Below are 19,506 nucleotides of genomic sequence, written 5' to 3' on the forward strand. Positions count from 1 at the left end.
GCGCAGCACGCGGCCGTCGCTTGCGGCGCGGGCGGCGCGCTCGCCGATCGGCGCATCGAGTCCGCGCAGGGCGGCGTCCACCGCCTCGGGCGCGGCCGCCTGCACCGCCGTCGTCAGCAGCGAGTCCACCCGCACCTCCTCCGACTCCAGCGGATAGCCGGCGGCGCGGGCGAGGATCAGCAGCTTGCGGCGCACGTCTTCACCGGAGAGGTCCACGCGCGGGTCAGGCTCGGCGTAGCCCTGGGCCACGGCCGCGCGCACGCGGTCGGAGAAGGGCTCGCGGCCGTCGTAGCCGTCGAACAGCCAGGCCAGCGTGCCCGACAGCACGCCCACGATCGCGCCGATGCGGTCGCCGCCCGCACGCAGGCCGCGCAGCGTCGCCAGCAGCGGCAACCCGGCGCCGACGGTGGCCGCGTCGCCGTAGCGGCGCTGGGCGTTCGCCAGCTGGGCGATCTCGTGCTGGCGCAGCAGCGGACCGCCCAGACCCAGCTTGTTGGCGCTGACCACGTTCAGGCCCTGGCGCAGCCAGCGCGGATGCCAGGCCGCGAGCTCGGCCGAGGCGGTGGCATCAATCACGATGTCGCCAGGCGCGAAGTCCGCGGGCAGCGCGCCGCCACCGTCGTGCGGCTCGCCCTGCGCCAGCGCCGCGGCGCAGGCTAGCGGCGACAGGCCCTGCGGGGCGTACACGTGCCGGCGCGAAGTCGCCACCCACTGCAGCGACAGGCGCGGGTCGGCGAGCGCGGCCAGCCGCTCGACCAGCGCGCGGCCGACGGTACCCACGCCGAGCAGGGCGACACGCCGCGGCACCGAGACCGCGTCCGGAAGAACTTCCACGGGCAGGCTCACGGCAGCACCTCCGCCGTGACCACGCGCGCGGCGCGATCGAGTGCGGCGCCGAGGTCAGCTTCAAGGTCTTCCAGCGCCTCGATGCCCACCGAGAGCCGCAGCAATCCCTCGCCGATGCCGGCGACGCGCCGGGCTTCGGCCGACATCGCCGCGTGCGTCATCGTGGCCGGATGCGCGACCAGGCTCTCGACCCCGCCCAGCGATTCGGCCAGCGTGAAGTGCTGCAGCCCGTCGAGGAAGGCGCGCACGGCCGGCACGCCGCCCGCGAGCTCGAGCGACACCATCGCGCCGAAGCCGTGTTGCTGGCGCGCCGCCAGCGCGTGGCCCGGGTGCGAGGCCAGGCCGGGATAGTGCACCGCCGCGCAGGCCGCATGGCGCTGGAGGCGCTCGGCCAGCGCCGCGGCGTTCTCCTGGTGCACGCGCAGGCGGGCGTCGAGCGTGCGCAGTCCGCGCAGGGTCAGGAAGCTGTCGAAGGGCGAGCCGGTGAGGCCGAGGGCGTTCGCCCACCAGGCCAGGTGTTCGTGGCGTGCGGCGTCGCGCACCACCACCGCGCCACCGACCACGTCGCTGTGGCCGTTGATGTACTTGGTGGTGGAGTGCAGCACGAAGTCGGCGCCGAATTCGACCGGCCGCTGCAACGCGGGCGAGAGGAAGGTGTTGTCCACCAGCGCCAGCGCGCCGGCCGCGTGCGCGGCGGCGATCACCGCCCGCAGGTCGGTGATGCGCAGCAGCGGGTTCGACGGCGTTTCGATCCAGACCAGGGCCGTGGGCTCGGCCAGCGCGGCGGCCAGCGCGCGCGCATCGGCCAGGTCCACCAGCGCCAGTTCGAAGCGACCCTTGCGCGCCAGAGCGTCGAACAGGCGCCAGCTGCCGCCGTAGCAATCGTGCGTCACCACCAGGCGGTCGCCCGGCTGCAGCAGCGCTTCGAGCACCAGCGTGATCGCGGCCATGCCGGTGGCGGTGACCACGGCACCGGCGCCGTTTTCGAGTTCGGCCAGCGCTTCCGCCAGTTGGTCGCGCGTGGGGTTGCCGCTGCGCGTGTAGTCGTAGCGGCGCTTGCGGTCGAAGCCAGCGAAGCTGAAGTTGCTCGACAGCACCAGCGGTGGCGTGACCGCGCCGAAGGCGGTGTCGGCATCGATGCCGGCGCGCACGGCGGCGGTGGCGGGACAGCGGGCGCTCACTTCGCACCGCCTTCGGCCGCGGCCAGGGCTTCGCGCAGCAGGCGCGCGATGGCGGCGTCCTCCTTCAGGAAGGCGTCGTGGCCGAAGAGCGAGCGCAGCGGCCGCAGCGTGGCCGGCGCGCCCAGCGATTCGACCAGCTGCTGCAGGTCGGCCAGCGGCACCAGCCGGTCTTCCTCGATGGCGACCACGGTGGTGGGCACGCGCACGTCGGCCGGGTCGATGCGGTGCAGGTCGATCGATTCGGACAGGCGCAGGAAGGCGGTACTGGTCCAGCGTGCGGCATAGCGCTGGCCGCAGTGCGCCAGGTAATCCTCGGCGGCGCAGCGGGCGGCATTGCCTTCGAACGTGGGCGGCGCATCGAAGCGCGCGCCGAATTCCTCCGGCGTGCGGTAGCTCAGCATGGCGAACTGCCTGGCCAACGCCAGGCCGCGCGACACGGCGCCCTCGCTGCGACCCAGCGCCACGCACTGGCGCTGCAGCGCGCGCCAGGCGCTGGCGTAGGGGTGGGCGCGGTGCGCTCCGGAGATGGCCACCAGCCGGTCCAGACGATCGCCGTGGCGCGCCGCGAACTGCAGGCCGACCATGGCGCCGTAGGAGGCGCCGACGAAGGCGCGGGCGCGGCGCACGGCGAGCGCGTCGAGCACGGCAGCGAAGGCATCGGCCTGGTCGGCGCTGTCGAGCGGCACGTCCAGCGCCCCATCGGCGCCCAGCCAGTCGATGGCGAGCACGCGCAGGCGACGGGTATCGATGGCGCGGCCGGGGCCGACCTGCGCGTCCCACCAGCCCGGCGTGGCGCCGTCGCGGCCGCCCACGACGTGGCGCCCCGCGGAAATGCCGCCGGCGACGATGACCAGCGGCGCGTTCGCCGGGCCGACCAGTTCACCGCGCACCACCACGCGACGCGGGCCGGCGTGGCGAAGGGCCAGTTCCAGCGGCAGCGTGAACCCGCCACCCCGGGGCGGGAGGGACTTCAACCCCGATGGCTGCTCGCCGGAAAGCGTCGGGACGGAAGTCCCTCCCACAGGGTCGTGGAGGTCGGGGTGGGCGAGGGTATGGAAGCTCATCGCAGGACTCCTGGGTTGGACGGGCACCCAGGGAGGCTCTTGCGGGAAAGCGGCGTCACGTGCCCCGCCGGTCGCGGGGAAGCACATGACCCATCTCTCGGCGGACGCGCGGTCCCCGCAGGAATTGGCACCTTCATGCGCGATTGCTCGTGCATGGGTTGCCCCGGCGTCTTCGGGCCTACCCCTCAGCCGGTCTCGATGGGTGTTGCGGGGTGGACTTTGCGCCGACCCGATCGCCTTGTCAATCCCTTCATGCGGATGAAGCGATGGAATGGGGCCCGGCGTGGCGGGACGGCCCGGCCGGGCCGCATAATCACGCCCCATGACCTCCCCCTCGCGCTGGCGCCTCGCCGCCCTTCCCCTCGCCCTGCTGGTCGCCGGCTGCGCCGGGACCGCGGCCCGCCCCGACAGTTCCTCCGGCCCGCTGCCGGACAAGTCCCCGCCGCCATTGGCGCGCGTGGTCGAAAGCTTCCTCACCGCGCCGATGCCCGTGCACGAGATCGACTCGGTGGCCGCCTGGAACACGCCCGACGGCGACACCTGGCTGATCGCCACCGCCAAGGAAACCCACCAGCTGGTGGTGTACGACGGCAATACCGGCGCGATGCTGCGCGAGATCGGCGGCAAGGGCGATGCGCCCGGCCTTTTCCTGCGTCCCAACGGCATCGCGGTGTTCGGCGACATCGTGTTCGTGGTCGAGCGCGACAACCAGCGCGTCCAGCTGCTCGAGCTGCCCTCGTTCCGACCGCTGCTGCAGTTCGGCAAGGGCGAGCTCAAGAGCCCCTACGGCCTCTGGCTGCACGAACTGGCGCCGCGCGAGCTGGAGCTCTTCGTCACCGACAGCTTCATGGCCGACTACCGCACCGAACTGGCGCCGCCGCTGGACCAGCTCGACCAGCGCGTGAAGCGCTACCACCTCGACCTGCGCGGCGCCACGCCGCGCGCGACCCTGGTCGAGCAGTTCGGCGACACCAGCGAGAAAGGCGCGCTGCGCATGGTCGAATCGATCGCCGGCGACCCGGTGCACGACCGCCTGCTGATCGCCGAGGAAGACATCCGCATCGGCACCACCCTGCGCGAGTACCGCATGGACGGCAGCTACACCGGCCGCAGCCTGCCGCCCGAGCGCTTCCAGGCCCAGGCCGAGGGCGTGGCCCTGTGGGCCTGCGCCGACGGCAGCGGCTACTGGATCACCGCCGACCAAAACCCCGAGCGCACCGCCTTCCACGTCTTCGACCGCCAGAGCCTGGTATTCGAGGGCAGCTTCGCCGGCGACCAGGTGGCGGTGACCGACGGCATCTGGCTGCACGCCGTGGGCACGAAGGCCTTCCCGAACGGCGTGCTCTACGTCTCGCACAATGACGAAGGCGCCGGCGCCTTCGACTGGCGCGACATCGCCAGGGCCCTGGACCTGCGCCCCGACTGCACCACCCCTTGAGCCTGTAGGAGGGCCGGGTATCGGGGCGCGGGGTATAATCGGCGCCCTCTCCCGACCTCCCGCCTGCGCCCCGCGCGCGGCCAGCCCATGTCCGAGCACCTGCGCGAAACCCACCGCCGCCGCACCTTCGCCATCGTCAGCCACCCCGACGCCGGCAAGACCACGCTGACCGAGAAGCTGCTGCTGTTCGGCGGCGCGATCCAGATGGCCGGCTCGGTGAAGGGCCGCAAGGCCGCCCGCCACGCGACCTCCGACTGGATGGCGCTGGAGAAGGAGCGCGGCATCTCGGTCACCTCCTCGGTGATGCAGTTCCCCTACGAGGGCCACATCGTCAACCTGCTCGACACCCCGGGCCACGCCGACTTCGGCGAAGACACCTACCGGGTGCTCACGGCCGTGGACAGCGCGCTGATGGTCATCGACGTGGCCAAAGGCGTCGAGGAGCGCACGATCAAGCTGATGGAGGTCTGCCGCCTGCGCGACACGCCGATCATGGGCTTCATCAACAAGCTCGACCGCGAGGGCAAGGAGCCGATCGAGCTGCTGGACGAAATCGAAAGCGTGCTCGGCATCCAGTGCGCGCCCATCACCTGGCCGATCGGCATGGGCCAGCGCCTCAAGGGCGTGGTGCACCTGGTCAGCGGCGAAGTGCACCTGTACGAGCAGGGCCGCAACTTCACCCGCCAGGACTCCACCATCTTCCCGTCCCTCGATGCGCCCGGCCTGGCCGAACGCATCGGCGAGCAGATGCTGGCCGACCTGCGCGACGAGCTGGAACTCGTGCAGGGCGCCTCGCACCCGTTCAACAAGGAAGACTACCTGGCCGGCAAGCAAGCCCCGGTGTTCTTCGGCTCGGCGGTGAACAACTTCGGCGTGCAGCCGCTGCTCGACTTCTTCGTGGAGCACGCGCCGGGCCCGCAGCCGCGCGCGACCACTTCGCGCGAGATCGCGCCCGAAGAGGAAACCTTCTCCGGCTTCGTGTTCAAGATCCAGGCCAACATGGATCCGCAGCACCGCGACCGCGTCGCCTTCCTGCGCGTGTGCTCGGGCCGGTACGAGGCCGGCATGAAGGCCTTCCACGTGCGCCTGGGCAAGGAAGTGAAGCTGGCGAACGCGCTGACCTTCATGGCCAGCGACCGCGAGATCGTCGAGACCGCCTACCCCGGCGACGTGATCGGCCTGCACAACCACGGCACCATTTCGATCGGCGACACCTTCAGCGCCGGCGAGTCGCTGGCCTTCACCGGCATCCCGAATTTTGCGCCCGAGCTCTTCCGCCGCGCCCGCCTGCGCGACCCGCTCAAGCTCAAGCAGCTGCAGAAGGGCCTGGCCCAGCTGTCCGAGGAAGGCGCGACGCAGTTCTTCCGCCCGCTGATGAGCAACGACCTGATCCTGGGCGCGGTCGGCACGCTGCAGTTCGACGTGGTGGCCTACCGCCTGAAGGACGAGTACTCGGTGGACGCGAGCTTCGAACCGATCACCATCTCGACCGCGCGCTGGGTGAAGGGCGGCACGCCGAAGAAGATGGAGGAATTCCGCGAGAAGAACGCGATGAACCTGGGCCTGGACGCCGCCGGCCAGCTGGTTTACCTCGCGCCCTCGCGCGTGAACCTGCAGCTGACCATGGAGCGCTGGCCCGATCTCGAATTCGCCGCCACCCGCGAGCACGCGCAGACGCTGGCCCTCGAATGACCGAGTACGAGCACGACCACGAATCGCCGCGCGAAGAGCGGGCCAACGCCATCACCCACGGCATCGGCGCACTGATGGCGCTGGTGGGCGGCACGGTGCTGGTCACGCTGGCGTCGGCCTTCGGCAACGGCTGGCAGCTGGCCGGGGCGATCGTGTTCAGCGTGGCCCTGGTGCTGCTCTACAGCGCGTCCACGCTCTACCACGCCAGCCACGACCGCATCACCAAGGGCCGGCTCAAGGTCTTCGACCATTGCGCCATCTACGTGCTGATCGCCGGCACCTACACGCCGTTCACCCTCGTGGGCCTGCGCGAGGACGGCGGCTGGTGGCTGTTCGCGGCGATCTGGACCTTCGCGGTGGCGGGCGTGGTGTTCAAGCTGTTCTTCACCGGCCGCTTCAAGGGCCTGTCCACGATCATCTACCTGGGCATGGGCTGGATGGTGGTGCTGGCGATCAAGCCCTTCCTGCGCCAGGTGCCCATGGACACGCTGGCCTGGCTGCTGGGCGGCGGCCTGGCCTACACCTTCGGCACGGTGTTTTACATGAGCCGCCGCATTCCCTTCGCCCACGCCATCTGGCACGCGTTCGTGCTGATCGGCAGCGCCTGCCACTTCGTCGCCGTCACCCACCAGGTGCTCCGCCCCTGATTTTCTTGGACGCGGATTTGCGCGGACAAACGCGCACAGGGAGGGAAGAATCCGGGAGCCGGGGCCGACGGGGAATTCCCATCCGCGCGCGCAAGGAAACGCCGGTGCCATCGCTTTCCGGGCTTGGGACACTGGTTTCTGGAGCCTTGGCAGCGGCCGTTCGGCGGGCTTGGCTCGGGTCGATTGACAGTACATAAATAGTCTAGGCACTATTTGGCATGTGGCGAATCGAGGAACACCGGGACGTCGACAAGGACCTGTCAGGCCGGACGCCGGCGGAGATCCTCAGGCGTTACGAGAAGTGGAAGGACGTCGCCCGGCTGTCAGGCCCGCCAGGCCTTCGCGCCATCAAGGGCTTCCACGACGAAGCACTGCGCGGCAACTGGAAGGGATTCCGCTCGTCGAGGCTCGGCGAGCAGTGGCGGGTGATCTACCGAGTGGCGGCGGGCGTCTTCCTCGTTCAGGTCGTCCGCGTCACGCCCCACGACCACCGGAGGACCGGATGAAGAACTTCAGCCCAGCCAGGAAACGCATCGAGGTCTCGCCCGGCGAGTCGGTCCGGATCATCCGCGAGCTGCAGGGGCTCAGCCAGACCCAGCTGTCGGCGCTATGCGGCATCCCCCAGACCACCCTCTCCAGCATCGAGAACGGCCGGGTCAACCTGGGCGTGGAGCGAGCGAAGACGCTCGCGCGGGCGCTGCGCTGCCACCCGGCCGTGCTGGTCTTCCCGGGCTGGGACGTCGCCGACCAATCCGCCGCCTGAAGCGATGAGCCGGGCCAGCCGGCAATCGTCAGCTGGCGATGTATTGCTGGAGCTGGGCGATTTCCTGCTGCTGGTCTTCGATGACGGCCTTGACCAGGTCGCCGATGGAGACCATGCCGACCACGCGGCCCTCGTCGAGCACGGGCAGGTGGCGGATCTTGCGGGCGGTCATGATCTGCATGCAGGTCTGGGCGGTGTCGGTGGGCAATACCGAGACCACCGGGCTGGACATGATCGAACCGACGGGCGTGTCGGCCGAGGAGCGGCCCTGCAGGATCACCTTGCGGGCGTAGTCGCGTTCGGTGGCGATGCCGACCAGTTCGTCGCCCTGCATCACCAGCACCGAGCCGATGTGGTTCTCGGCCATCAGGCGGATGACCTCCAGCACCGGGGCTTCCCGCGGCACGGCGATGACCGCGCTGCCCTTGTTCTCGAGAATCTGGTTCACGTTGCGCATCGGGCTGCCCTCCGGTGACCGTGGGAAGACTATAGACCCGTGCCGGCCGGCCTGCATCCCTTCATGGCCCGCACCAGGTACAGGGGCCGCTGCTTGGCTTCCATGTACAGGCGGCCGAGGTATTCGCCGATGATGCCCAGCGCCACCAGCTGAAGGCCGCCGAGGAAAAGGACGACGGTCATCAGCGAGGGCCAGCCCTGCACCGGGTCGTCCCAGACCAGCGTGCGGACGATGATCCACACGCCCCAGCCGAACGCCGCCAGCGCGGTGAACAGACCGATGTAGGTGGCCAGGCGCAGGGGCACCGTGGAGAAACTGGTGATGCCCTCGAGCGCCAGGTTCCACAGCTTCCAGTAGTTGAACGAGGTGCGCCCCGCCATGCGCGACTCGCGCTCGTAGGGGAAGGACACCTGCCGGAAGCCGACCCAGGTGAACAGGCCTTTCATGAAGCGCTGCCGTTCGCGCAGGCCGCGCAGCGCGTCCAGCACCGGCCGCGAGATGAGCCGGAAATCGCCGGTGTCGCGCGGGATGTCGGTGCGCGACAGCCAGGCCATCACCCGGTAGAACGCCGCCGCGCTGAAACGCTTGAACCAGGTCTCGCCGTCGCGCCGCGTGCGCGTGCCGTAGACGACGTCGTAACCCTCGCGCCACTTCACGACCAGCGCCGGAATCAGCTCCGGCGGGTCCTGCCCGTCGGCGTCGAGCACCACCACCGCATCGCCCTCGGCGTGGTCGAGCCCGGCGGTCAGCGCCAGCTCCTTGCCGAAATTGCGCGCCAGCCCGACCACGCCCACGCGCGGGTCGGCTTCGGCGAAAGCCTGCAGCAGGGCGAAGGTGCCATCGCGGCTGCCGTCATCCACGTAGAGCACGCGCGCCGCCAGGTCCAGGCCGTCGAGCACCTTCATCAGGCGCGGATGGAAGACCGGCAGCGCGGCCTCTTCGTTGTAGGCGGCGATGACGACGGTGAGGGTTTGGGGTTCGGCCATGCCGGGAATGATAGTCCAGCCCCCTCCCACCGGGGGCTATTCCAGGTAGGCGGGGCCGCCGAGGTTGCGGGCGTTGCGCTGGATCCAGGCGGCGCGGCGCTGCACGTACGGGCCCGGGTTCCGCGCGCTGTATTTCTTCGGGTTGGGCAGCACCGCGGCCAGCCGGGCGCTTTCGGCCGCGGTCAAGGCACTGGCGGGCTTGTTGAAGAAGGCCTGCGCCGCCGCCTCGGCGCCGTACACGCCGTCGCCGAACTCGGCGATGTTCACGTACACCTCCAGGATGCGCTGCTTGGGCCAGGTGAGCTCGATCAGCACCGTGTACCAGGCCTCGAGCGCCTTCCGGAAATAGCCGCCGCCGCTCCACAGGTACAGGTTCTTGGCCACCTGCTGGCTGATGGTGCTGCCGCCGCGCACGCGGCCACCGCGGGCGTTGGAATCGAAGGCCTTGTCGATCGCCTCGAGATCGAAGCCGTGGTGCTCGGGGAACTTCTGGTCTTCCGACGCCACCACCGAGATCGGCAGGTGCGGCGAGATCTGGTCGTAGTCGCGCCACTCATGCCGCAGCGCGAAGTCCTTCTCGCCCAGCCCATCCACCTGCCGCCAGAGCATGAAGGCGCTGGTGGGCGGATCGATGAAGCGCAGCGGCGCCACCTGCAGGAAGGTGACGCCCACGAACAGCACCGGCAGCCAGAGCAATCGCCGCAGCCAGCGCCGACGCTTCGGCGGCTCCGGCGAAACACGCACCGCCTGGGCCATGGGGGCCGCTCAGCCGCCCGAAGCGGCGTCGCCGGCGGGCATGCGCTTCTTCGCGAAATCGGCGAAGTGCTCGAAGCCCGGCTCGGCCAGCCAGGACGCCAGCAGCGCCGGCGCCGTGGTCCGGCAGAGCGCCGCGTCCGTGGTGCCCACCGGCGCCTGCCAGATGGCCACGCCCGCATCCATCTGCACGTCCCAGTCTTCGCCGACGATACGCAGGCCCGAGCCGATCACCGACACCGTGTTCCCGGGCATCACCAGCACGTCCTCGGTGGACACGGCCTCCTCGAACACGCTCTCGCCGCGCATGTCGCCCTTCACCCGCACGCAGGCCGGCGCGTCGCCGGCATTGCGCACCACGGCCAGGGCCAGCCCGGTCGAGTTCTCGTCGAACACCACCAGCGGTACCGCGAAGGCCTGGTCCAGGCCCAGCCCCCAGCCCAGGTCGAGCTCGCGGCCGGCGAAGGCCATCAGCTGGTCGATGTCGGACTTCACCATGCCGCGCGACACCAGCACGTTCACCAGCACTTCCTTCGCGGTCTGCGGCGCCGCCTGCTGTGCCTGCGCCGCCACCGGCGAGGCCGCCGGAACCAGCGCCAGCAAACCCAGCGCCAAACCCATCATCACTCGTGCCATCGGTGCCGCCCTGCTTGAAGTAAGGCGGCAACTGTATCGCCGTCGCGGGTTAAAATCCCGCCCATGGACAAACACCCCGACCGCGACACCCTCACCCGCTTCCTGCTCGAGCGCTCCGGCATCCGCGGCGTGGTGGTGCACCTGGACCAGGCCTGGACCGAAATCGCCGGCCGCGCCGAGTACCCCGCGGCCATCGCCGCCCGCCTGGGCGAAACCTGCGCCGCCGCCGCGCTGTTCACCGGCCACGCCAAGATCGACGGCCGCCTGAGCGTGCAGCTGCGTGGCACCGGCTGCCTGCGCACCCTGTTCGCCGAATGCACCGCGGCCGGCACCCTGCGCGGCATCGCCCATTTCGAGGCGCCCATCCCCAGCCCGCTGACCCCCCGCGCCTTCGGTCCGGGCTCGCTGCTTGCGATCACCATTGAATCCACCCCGCCCGGCGCCTCCGAGATGACCCGCTACCAGGGCCTGGTGGGCCTGGACGCCGACAGCCTGGCCGAAGCCTTCGAGGGCTATTTCCAGCAGAGCGAGCAGCTGCCCACCCGCATGCTGCTGGCCAGCCAGGCCGAGCGCGCCGCCGGCCTGATTCTGCAGAAACTGCCCGGCGCCGAGGGCGACACCGACGGCTGGGACCGGGTGAACGCCCTGTTCGAGACGCTGGGGCCGGACGAACTGGCCAGCCTGCCGGTGGATACCCTGCTCTGGCGCCTCTTCCACGAGGAGGGCGTGAAGCGGCTCGACAGCCGCCCCCTGCGCTTCGCCTGCAGCTGCTCGCGCGAGCGGGTGGAGGACATGCTGCGCAGCCTGGGCGCCGACGAGGCCCGGGCCAGCCTGGAGGACGGCGTGGCCCAGGTCCACTGCGACTTCTGCGGCCGGGCCTATCGCTTCGAGGCTGAACAGATCGAGGCCCTGTTCAGCCTGGCCGTCCCCGCCCCCGGCTCCGACCGCCTCCAGTAACCGCGGGGACGGGGGGCTTCCCAGCCGGGCGACTCAAGCGTTAAATTCCTGTAAAATCCGCGTGCCACCCCCCGCCCGGGAACTTCCCGGACTGGCAAGGCTCCAAGGGAGCCACGAGGAAACAACATGAATCCGCTGCTGCGCCACGCCATCGCTCTAGTGCTCGCCCTTTCGGGCGCGTCGGCGTTTGCGCAGGCGCCCGCGCCGCTGGTGCTGCCCGAGCAGGACGACAACACCACGGCCCTGCCGATCATCCGCAACAACCAGGTCGAAGGTTTCCTGCTGATCGAGTCGGGCCTGGGGTCCGTCAATCCGGCGCGCAGTTCGCTCGACCGCCTGCTGGGCCGCAACGCCACGCCCAGCGTCGGCGCCGGCGTCACCTTCCCGTTCGACGGCGGCCGCCGCCTGAGCACCAGCCTCGCGCTCGAAACCAGCCCGACGATCGGCCTGCTGTGCAACGGCAACGCCGAGTCGCGCAGCTTCGGCGCGCTGGCCCAGCACTGCATGCTGGCCAACCTGGCGCCCAACCCCACCACGCCGATTGCGCTCGCCCGCCCCGGCGTGCGCGCCGAAGCGCGGCTCGAAGGCAACGACGGCGCGCTCACCACCAGCCTCGGCCTGGCCCGCTTCGATGCCCAGGCGCCGCTGGCCCTGCCCGGCGCCGTGTCGCTGGCCGGCCGCGTCAGCACCGACCTGATGCTGTCGCTGCGCGGCAACGAGTACGAGCAGGAAGACATCGGCCTGCTGGGCGAACTCAAGGTCGGCGAAACCGGCTGGGTGAGCATCGGCGGCACCCTGGCCCGCGCCCGCATCGTGCCCGCGAACCAGCTGCCCGGCGCACTGCCGCCGGAATGGAACACCGGCACCCTGACCCTCAGTGGGGGGGTTGGCAACTTCGGCGGCGAAGTGATCGGCCGCGTGATCGAACTGCCCGGCACCAACACCCGCTACAGCGACGTGGGCCTGGGCGTTACCTGGCGCGCCCCGTGGCGGGCACGCCTGAGCGTGGGCGCCGCCAACCTAAATGCGCAGGGCCAGAACCCCTTCTCGCTGGCGGATGAGGACCAGGAAGAATCCCGCGTCCCCTACATCCGCTACGAGCAAGACCTCTAAGCGCAGTCCGTGGAAGGGACTTCCGTCCCGAACGCTCACTCCGGATAAGCCACCCAATTCCCGGACTCGCGCAGGAAGCGCGCATCCTGCCCCTCATCGCCGGGCGTGGGACAGAACGGCACGCAGCCGGCCAGCAAGGCCAGGGGAACCAGGACAACGCAGCGAAGCAGGCGCATGGCGGCCCCCTGAGGGGCGTCCGAGCAAAAACCGTTCAGTCGACCAGCCGCACGCGATAGGCGTCCATCGCTTCCTGTTCACTCCGGGGGCGCATCGAGCAGCTCGCGATAAACCGCAAGCGTAGCCTTGATCACCAAGCGTTCGTCGAAAAGAGCCAACGCCTTCGCCCGGGCGGCTGCCCCCAGCCGCTGCGCCAGCGCCGGCTCGTCCTGAAGCCGTGCAATCGCCTTTCCAAGCGCGTCGGCATCGCGAACCGGCACAAGCAATCCATCCACCCCGTCGGTGACCACCTCACGGCACCCCGGTACGTCGGTGGTGACCAGCGGCAGCGCACAGGCGGCGGCTTCAATGAGGCCCTTGGGCAAACCTTCCCGGTAGCTGGGCAGCACCACCAGGTCCACACCGGCGAACAAGCCGGGCATGTCGTCCACGTGGCCCAGCCACTCCACCACGCCCTCCTCCACCCAGGTCTGCAGCATCGCCTCGGGCACGGCGGCAGGGTTGCCGGGGTCGGGATCGCCGGCCAGCAGGAAATGGATGGCGCGGCCTTCGCCGCGCAGCTGCCGTGCCGCGGCGATGTACTCGGCGATGCCCTTGTCCCAGAGCAGGCGCGCAGCGAGCAGAACGCGCAGCGGCGGCATCAGGTCGCGCATGCCACTGCGCGCGGCAAAGCGCGAACAGTCGACGCCCGAGCCAGGGATCAGGCGGATGTTCGCCTTGTCCACGAAGCCCGCACGTTCAAACAGGGCGGCGTCGTCGGGGTTCTGAAGCACCAGGCGCGCGTTGCGACCATCCAGCGCGACATGCATCAGCGTTCGGACCACGGGCCGCAGCAGGCGCGCCTTGATGTCACTGCTGGTGAAAACATAGCCCATCCCCGCCACCGCGCTCACCCGCGCTGGCACACGCGCAATACGCGCCGCCAGGGAACCGTACACGGTGCACTTGATGGTGAAGCCGTGCACCAGCGCCGGCCGCTCACGCCGGAACAGGGCCACCAGCCACGCCAGCAGCCGCAGTTCGCGCAGCGGGTTGAGGCTGCGCCGGTCCATGGGCACCGGCTCCCAGCGCAGGCCCAGCGCGCGCAGCTTGTCGCCATAGGTGCCGGGCGGCGAGAGTAGCAGTACGTCATGACCTTGCTGCTTCAGCGCCAGCGCGAGCGAGCGTCGGAAGTTGTAGAGGTACCAGTCCGTGTTCGCGAACAAAATGATCTTGTGCGGAGGCGCGGTGGGCACGTGAGTCACCCGAGCTGCATGAACTGGTAGGGCGTCCAGTACTGCGAGTGCGTGGCGAAGTTCAGCCAGATGTACTGCACGGCCGCGTAGTAAAGAACGATGCCAACCACGACGCCGGTCCGTGACGTGACGTTCGTGGCCAGACCAGGTAGGCGCGCGAAGACGAATAACTGCAGCGGGATGAAGTACAAGGCCACGCGGTCAACCGCGGTGGACGCCAGGAACACCATGGGCACACAGACGATCGCGAATACTGCGATCCACAGCCACAATTTGCGCTCCTGCGGATCGGCCACCAGCCGCCGCCGGAAAACGATCAGCAGCATTGCCGGAATGAAGTTCATCACCACGCGAATCAGGCCACCCTGAGACTGCATCTGCTCCTCGACGTAGTTACGCCACATGTCGTCGGCGGTATCCACCAGCAGCAGGTAGTACAGCATTAACGCCGACACAGCCACGATGGCGCCGGTCAGAATGCGGTTGCGGCTGGCCGCGAGTGCCGCGATGGGCATCAGCAGCACGGCCGACTTGTGGAACAGCGCGCCGATGGCCACGCAAACGATGAAGGTGCGGACCCGGTGCTCGCCGAGGGCCACCAGACCGATCAGGCTCAGGCCCAAGGCCGCCGACTGGCGGGTGTAGCCCATGCCCACGACGATCAGCATGTAGGGCACCGCCACCATCAGCGCCAGCCAAGGGTTAGGTTGGCGGCGGCAGAAAACCATCGTGCCCCACATCATGAGAACGGCGTAGACGAGGTTGACGAGATAAATATCGCCCCCGGCCTGCGAAACCCACATGTTCAGCACGTAGTGGCCAGGGTCGCCCATGGCCGCCGCCTCGGAAAATGTCATCGTCGAGGCGTTGAGGAAGTGGGGGATGTAGTTGAACCAGTCGCCGCCAACTTCGTGCCGGAGCCCTATCAGCAAGGTGAAGGTGAAGCCTACCGCAAGCCACATCGCGCGAGCCTGTGCGGCAGGCATGCTCTTGGGCGTCAACACGCCCCAGGCCGCCACCACGAACATGGCCCAGAACACCAGCATCAGTTGGCCACCAGTCCAGAAATCTGCACGCCGCCCGCCACCTCGGGCCTGACCAGCATGCAATCGACTTCATTCAACGCCAGGCTGGCATGGCGCGTGATCGGGTAGAAACCGCTGACCAGAAAGCCAGCTCGGTTGTAGCAGGCCAGTGACTCGAGGTAGCTCGGCATGCCTTCGTAAAGCGGTATTAGGGACAGCTCCGACAGCATGCAGCACACCTTGTCCAGCGACGCCTGGGCGCCCTTGAACACTTCCACGTCATAACCCTGGGTGTCCATCTTGAGGAAGTAGTTCCGGCCTCCGGCCAGCACACCCTCGCTGAACAACCCATCCAGTGTCTTGATGACGATGTCCTGCCGGTGCTCCACCTGCATGTTCTTCCACGAGTTGCCGTAGCCGCTGGCGGGAAGGATGGACGACAACTGCGAGAACTTCGAAACGTTGATCTGGGCCTGCCCTTCCTGCGCCCCCAGCGCGAAGTTGAACACGTGCCAGTCGGGGTCCGCCTGCGCCTGGAGCGCCAGGACTTCGAAGGGACCCGCCACGGGTTCGAACGAGAATATCTTCCCCCGATAGCCCAGCCCACGCATCAACACACCAAAGGCGCCTTCATTGGCGCCCACGTCGATGACGGCGTCCACGCCATGCTTCTTCAGCACCGTCGCCACATGGGCGCCAAGCGTGTATTGCCCGGAAACCTTGACCAGGTCCAGATTGAACCACCGGTTGAACTGGCGCCGGCTGGCATCAACGAAATCTCGCAATTTCAGCATCGTTCCCTCACTCTCATGATTCCTTGCCCGGCGCCAGCGGCATGGAAAACATACAGCGAATCAAGCCGGAAAATCCTTCGACGTACTCTCGTTCTCCAGCCACGACTGGAACATCAGCACCGACCAGAGCCGGTAGCCGCTGGATGCCTGGCCGCTCTGGTGGCGAAGCCAGCTCTTCCGGATCGGCTTGGGGTCGAAGTATCCCTCGCGCAGCAAGCGCTCTTCCGACAGCAGGTTTTCGGCCCATTCCCGCAGTGGTCCGCGCAGCCATTGGTCCAGGGGAATGCCGAATCCCATCTTGGGTCGATTCATCAGCGCAGGCGGAATGTGGCGGTCGACCAGGCGGCGCAGCAGCCATTTGCTCTGGCCATTGCGCAGTTTCATGTGCATCGGCAACGACCATGCAAACTGAATCAGGGAGTGATCCAGGAACGGGGCGCGCGTCTCCAGCGACACCGCCATCGCCGCCCGGTCAACCTTCACCATGATGTCGTCTGGCAGATACGATAGCGCGTCAAGCGCCATCATCCGCTGCACCGAGTCGGGCAGCGTCGGCCAACGCGACCTGTCGTCCAGCAGGTTGGCCGGCATGTCCGTGCCCAGTACCAGGCCAGGGTATTCGGACCACTCCGAGACCAACGAAATATTGAGGTCGTCGGCACTGCGGACGTGGTTCAGTCGCGCACCCAGTTTGTGGGCCTTGTCGCCGGGCAGGGCAATGCCGGCACGGCCCGTCAGGCCGCCAAAGGCGTGGTTGATGGTGTCGGCAGGCAGGGCTAGCAGCCCGGCGCCCACTGCACGCCGCAGCGGCTGCGGCATCCAGCGGATGCGGTTCCAGGTCTTCGGGCCGTGCGCGTAGCGGTTGTAGCCACCGAAGAACTCGTCACCGCCGTCGCCGGAAAGGGCCACGGTGACGTGCTTGCGCGCCAGCGCCATCACCATGTGGGTGGGCAGCTGGGACGAATCGGCGAAGGCCTCGTCGTACATCGTCGCCAACTGCGGCACCAGCGCGAGGGCGTCGTTGCCGCTGAGCCTGAGCTCGGTGTGCTCGGTGCCCAGGTGCTTGGCGACGGCGCGCGCGTGGGTGGCTTCGTCGTACTGTTTTTCGTCGAAGCCGATGGTGAAGGTGCGCACCGGCAGCGAGCTGTTGGCCTGCATCAGGGCGGTTACGGCCGTGGAGTCGATGCCACCCGACAGCATGGCGCCCAACGGCACGTCGGCCATCATCTGCCCGCGCACGGCATTGCCCAGGTGCTCTTCCAGGGCCAAAAGCGCCTCGTCATCGGACCCCTGAAACGGGCGCGCCACGCCCTTTTCGGCCACTTCGGCCAGCGACCAGTAGGCCACGGGCGCCACATCGCGCTGCCCGGGCCCCATGTGCAGCGACGTGCCTGGCGGTAGCTTGCGGATGCCTTGGTAGATCGAATACGGCCCCGGCACGTAGTTGTGCCGCACCAGCAGGGCCAACGCGCCGCGGTCCACGGCCGCGTTGAATGCTGGGTGCGCGCGCAGCGCCTTCAGTTCCGACCCGAACAGGAACGTGTCGCCCTGCCAGCCGTAATAGAGGGGCTTCTCGCCAATGCGGTCGCGCGCCAGCCAGAGTACGCGCGCTTGGCGATCCCACAGCGCGATGGCGAACATGCCGGTGCTTCTCTGTAGTGTTTCGGTCACTCCCCAGGCTTCGACGCAGGCCAGCAGGGTTTCGGTGTCCGAGTGCCCGCGCCATGATGGCGCCTGACCCTTGGCCTCCAACTGCGCCCGCAGCGCCACGTGGTTGTACACCTCGCCGTTGTAGGCCAGCACCCACCGGCCGCTGGCCGACAGCATGGGCTGGTGGCCCGCTTCGGTGAGGTCGATAACGGCAAGCCGCCGGTGACCCAAGGCAAGCGATGCGGATTCATCTGTCCACAGACCGCTATCATCCGGCCCACGATGCACCAGGGCATCGGCCATCCGCTTTGCTAACGGCGCCAACTGCCTCGGATCCCTGCCCCCTAATTGCCCCGCGATTCCGCACATGAACCCGTTACCCCTGGATGATGAAGCATTAGTGCCGCGGCGACTCTGATTCAGTTGTTGGACTCATAAAGCACCTTCACTTGTTCGGCCAGGCGTCGGTATGAAAAATCATTGATACGAGTTAACCCGTAGCCAATAATCCGGGCTTGCTCGGTGCCGCTGGAAAGCACCTTTGCCATTGCCTCGGCCATTGCGTCCACGTCGGCGGGTGGGAAGTAGGTGCCTTTTTGCTGAGTGATCTCGCGGAACACGTCGATGTTGCTGAGCACCATCGGTCGTCCTGCCGCCATGGCTTCGATGATCGGAATGCCAAAGCCTTCATAGGTAGACGGGAAAACGAACAAGCCGCAGGCCGAATACGCGCAGCGCACTTCCTGGTCGGTCAGACCTGACAACAGGTGTACTTGCCCCACCAGCCCGGCAGCCCGGACATGGCTTTCCACCGCCTCGCGTTCGCCGCTGTCGTTGCCGATGATCACCAGGGAGGGCGTCAGGCCACGTGCATGCAGCACCGCCATCGCGTCCACGAGGCGCGGGTAGTTCTTGCGGGCCTCCAGGTGGCCCACGGCCAGCACATAGCCCTCGCCCAGACCAAACCTGGCTTGGAACGCGGCCAAGTCACGGGGGGACACGGTTGCCAGCGACGCCTGACTCAAACCGTTGTAGATGACCGAGACACGGAGGCCGGGATCCACCGCCAGCAGCGCCCGCTTCATAGCCTCCGACACCGTCACCACGTGGTCGGCCGCGCGCAGCGCCTGCTGCAGCACCGGCCGGAACAGCCAGCGATCGGCGAAGCCAGCAACCGGGGCCAGGCCGCGCAGGTCGTGGATGGTAAGAATGTTGCGGGCGCCGGGCGCCGTGACCAACGGCAGGTTGAAGCCCTCGAAGACGTCCAGGCGCTCCCGCGCCAGCGCTGAGCGCCAGTACCCGAGCCCATTGAGGAACTTGCGCGCGCGACCCTCGCTGGGAATGGGCGTCTTGCGGGCCGTCACATTGGCGGCGCCGCCGAACCAAGACGCCACGTCGCAGTCGCTGGGCTCGAAGACCACGAACTCAACGTCCGACGCCAAGGCAACCAGCTCGCCATAGATGCCAACGAAACGCTGCCGCGCGCCCGACGGGCGACCATTCAGGCACGTGGCATTCAGGCCGACCCTCACGCGCCACCCTCGCCCGTAATGCCCAACACCTCGAAGTGCCGGTTGATGACCGTGGTTTCCTCGAAGGGTTGCACCGCCAGGTCGAGCATCGCCTTGGGCGTGGGTGAATCCAGCGCCTTGCCGATGGCGTCGGCCATGGCTCCGCTGTCCTGCACCGGTACCAGGTAACCGAACCGACCACCTTCCAGCACCTCTACCGGCCCGGTAGGGCAGTTCGTGGAAACGGGCGTGCAGCCGCACATCATGGCCTCCACCAGAACGTTGGGCAGGCCCTCCACAAACGATGACAGAACAAACACCTTCGCCCGCGAGAAATACTTCAGCGGATTGGCGACATAGCCCACCAGTTGCACGTTGCCGCCGAGATCCAGCACCGAAATCTGCGCCTCCAGCTCGGCCCGCAGCGGCCCGTCGCCCAAGATCAACAGCCGCACGTCCCGGCCCCCATCCACCAGGAGCCTCACCGCACGAATGAGGTCGGCAAAGCCTTTCCAGGGGGCCAGGCGGCCCGCGGCCACCAGCACGTTGCCCTGCGGGTTCGCCAGCCAGGGATGGTCTAC

At 68.5% G+C, this 19,506-nt stretch carries 21 protein-coding genes and 1 riboswitch; of the genes, 7 read left to right on the forward strand and 14 right to left on the reverse strand.

Annotated features, from left to right (window positions below; translation table 11 throughout):
• The 3 genes from Q0C12_RS11425 to Q0C12_RS11435 form a co-directional block, all read right to left on the reverse strand.
• Positions 1-846 (reverse strand): homoserine dehydrogenase (locus tag Q0C12_RS11425; protein ID WP_290890439.1); only part of this gene is annotated, 846 nt, incomplete at its 3' end.
• Entirely contained in the window at positions 843-2,027 is a 1,185-nt protein-coding gene (gene metB / locus Q0C12_RS11430) for a cystathionine gamma-synthase (protein WP_290890440.1), read from the reverse strand. The genes Q0C12_RS11425 and metB, both read right to left, overlap by 4 nt.
• Entirely contained in the window at positions 2,024-3,091 is a 1,068-nt protein-coding gene (locus Q0C12_RS11435) for a homoserine O-succinyltransferase (RefSeq protein ID WP_290890441.1), read from the reverse strand. Before Q0C12_RS11435 ends, metB begins: the two co-directional genes overlap by 4 nt.
• 87 nt (positions 3,092-3,178) lie before the next feature.
• A riboswitch (SAM riboswitch) is annotated at positions 3,179-3,296 on the reverse strand.
• Between the two features lie 117 nt (positions 3,297-3,413).
• Between Q0C12_RS11435 and Q0C12_RS11440 the strand changes: the two genes are divergently transcribed.
• The 5 genes from Q0C12_RS11440 (at position 3,414) to Q0C12_RS11460 (ending at position 7,631) form a co-directional block, all read left to right on the forward strand.
• Complete coding sequence (locus Q0C12_RS11440; protein ID WP_290890442.1) at positions 3,414-4,529, forward strand: phytase; 1,116 nt, start codon at positions 3,414-3,416, stop codon at positions 4,527-4,529.
• Between the two features lie 87 nt (positions 4,530-4,616).
• Entirely contained in the window at positions 4,617-6,221 is a 1,605-nt protein-coding gene (locus Q0C12_RS11445; protein WP_290890443.1) for a peptide chain release factor 3, read from the forward strand.
• Positions 6,218-6,868, forward strand: a complete 651-nt coding sequence (locus tag Q0C12_RS11450; protein ID WP_290890444.1) for a hemolysin III family protein — start codon at positions 6,218-6,220, stop codon at positions 6,866-6,868. The genes Q0C12_RS11445 and Q0C12_RS11450 overlap by 4 nt, the downstream gene beginning before the upstream one ends.
• Positions 6,869-7,086: 218 nt before the next feature.
• Positions 7,087-7,374, forward strand: coding sequence for a type II toxin-antitoxin system mRNA interferase toxin, RelE/StbE family (locus tag Q0C12_RS11455; protein WP_290890445.1), 288 nt, complete (start codon positions 7,087-7,089; stop codon positions 7,372-7,374).
• Complete coding sequence (locus Q0C12_RS11460; protein ID WP_290890446.1) at positions 7,371-7,631, forward strand: helix-turn-helix transcriptional regulator; 261 nt, start codon at positions 7,371-7,373, stop codon at positions 7,629-7,631. The genes Q0C12_RS11455 and Q0C12_RS11460 overlap by 4 nt, the downstream gene beginning before the upstream one ends.
• A gap of 28 nt (positions 7,632-7,659) precedes the next feature.
• Here the strand turns inward: Q0C12_RS11460 and Q0C12_RS11465 are convergent, their stop codons facing one another.
• Genes Q0C12_RS11465 through Q0C12_RS11480 form a run of 4 tightly spaced genes read right to left on the reverse strand, consistent with a single transcriptional unit; the run spans position 7,660 to position 10,463 of the window.
• A complete protein-coding gene (locus Q0C12_RS11465) occupies positions 7,660-8,088 on the reverse strand; it encodes a CBS domain-containing protein (protein WP_290890447.1) in 429 nt (142 codons plus the stop codon).
• Between the two features lie 29 nt (positions 8,089-8,117).
• On the reverse strand, positions 8,118-9,074 hold the full coding sequence (locus Q0C12_RS11470; protein WP_290890448.1) for a glycosyltransferase family 2 protein: 957 nt from the start codon (positions 9,072-9,074) through the stop codon (positions 8,118-8,120).
• 36 nt (positions 9,075-9,110) lie between these two features.
• On the reverse strand, positions 9,111-9,830 hold the full coding sequence (mtgA, locus tag Q0C12_RS11475; RefSeq protein WP_290890449.1) for a monofunctional biosynthetic peptidoglycan transglycosylase: 720 nt from the start codon (positions 9,828-9,830) through the stop codon (positions 9,111-9,113).
• A 9-nt stretch (positions 9,831-9,839) separates the two neighbouring features.
• The gene (locus Q0C12_RS11480; RefSeq protein WP_290890450.1) at positions 9,840-10,463 is read right to left on the reverse strand and encodes a hypothetical protein; all 624 of its coding nucleotides are present in this window, start codon (positions 10,461-10,463) and stop codon (positions 9,840-9,842) included.
• 63 nt (positions 10,464-10,526) lie between these two features.
• Between Q0C12_RS11480 and Q0C12_RS11485 the strand changes: the two genes are divergently transcribed.
• Both Q0C12_RS11485 and Q0C12_RS11490 read left to right on the forward strand, forming a co-directional pair.
• Complete coding sequence (locus tag Q0C12_RS11485) at positions 10,527-11,420, forward strand: Hsp33 family molecular chaperone HslO (protein ID WP_290890451.1); 894 nt, start codon at positions 10,527-10,529, stop codon at positions 11,418-11,420.
• 126 nt (positions 11,421-11,546) lie between these two features.
• Positions 11,547-12,533: a hypothetical protein gene (locus Q0C12_RS11490; RefSeq protein WP_290890452.1), complete on the forward strand. Its 987-nt coding sequence runs from the start codon at positions 11,547-11,549 to the stop codon at positions 12,531-12,533.
• A gap of 35 nt (positions 12,534-12,568) precedes the next feature.
• On the opposite strand, the gene Q0C12_RS11495 is transcribed toward Q0C12_RS11490, so the two are convergent.
• The 7 genes from Q0C12_RS11495 to Q0C12_RS11525 all read right to left on the reverse strand — a co-directional run.
• Positions 12,569-12,709: a hypothetical protein gene (locus tag Q0C12_RS11495; RefSeq protein ID WP_290890453.1), complete on the reverse strand. Its 141-nt coding sequence runs from the start codon at positions 12,707-12,709 to the stop codon at positions 12,569-12,571.
• A gap of 78 nt (positions 12,710-12,787) precedes the next feature.
• Positions 12,788-13,915 (reverse strand): glycosyltransferase family 4 protein, encoded by a 1,128-nt coding sequence (locus tag Q0C12_RS11500; protein WP_290890454.1) that lies wholly within the window; start codon positions 13,913-13,915, stop codon positions 12,788-12,790.
• A gap of 35 nt (positions 13,916-13,950) precedes the next feature.
• Positions 13,951-14,991: an EpsG family protein gene (locus tag Q0C12_RS11505; RefSeq protein ID WP_290890455.1), complete on the reverse strand. Its 1,041-nt coding sequence runs from the start codon at positions 14,989-14,991 to the stop codon at positions 13,951-13,953.
• Positions 14,991-15,764, reverse strand: a complete 774-nt coding sequence (locus Q0C12_RS11510; RefSeq protein WP_290890456.1) for an FkbM family methyltransferase — start codon at positions 15,762-15,764, stop codon at positions 14,991-14,993. Before Q0C12_RS11510 ends, Q0C12_RS11505 begins: the two co-directional genes overlap by 1 nt.
• 60 nt (positions 15,765-15,824) lie before the next feature.
• Positions 15,825-17,783: an asparagine synthase (glutamine-hydrolyzing) gene (gene asnB / locus Q0C12_RS11515; protein ID WP_290890457.1), complete on the reverse strand. Its 1,959-nt coding sequence runs from the start codon at positions 17,781-17,783 to the stop codon at positions 15,825-15,827.
• A 50-nt stretch (positions 17,784-17,833) separates the two neighbouring features.
• Complete coding sequence (locus Q0C12_RS11520; protein ID WP_290890458.1) at positions 17,834-18,946, reverse strand: glycosyltransferase family 1 protein; 1,113 nt, start codon at positions 18,944-18,946, stop codon at positions 17,834-17,836.
• Positions 18,943-19,506 (reverse strand): glycosyltransferase (locus Q0C12_RS11525; RefSeq protein ID WP_290890459.1); only part of this gene is annotated, 564 nt, incomplete at its 5' end. The genes Q0C12_RS11525 and Q0C12_RS11520, both read right to left, overlap by 4 nt.

Source organism: Arenimonas sp., assembly GCF_022842045.1.
Lineage (GTDB): Bacteria > Pseudomonadota > Gammaproteobacteria > Xanthomonadales > Xanthomonadaceae > Arenimonas.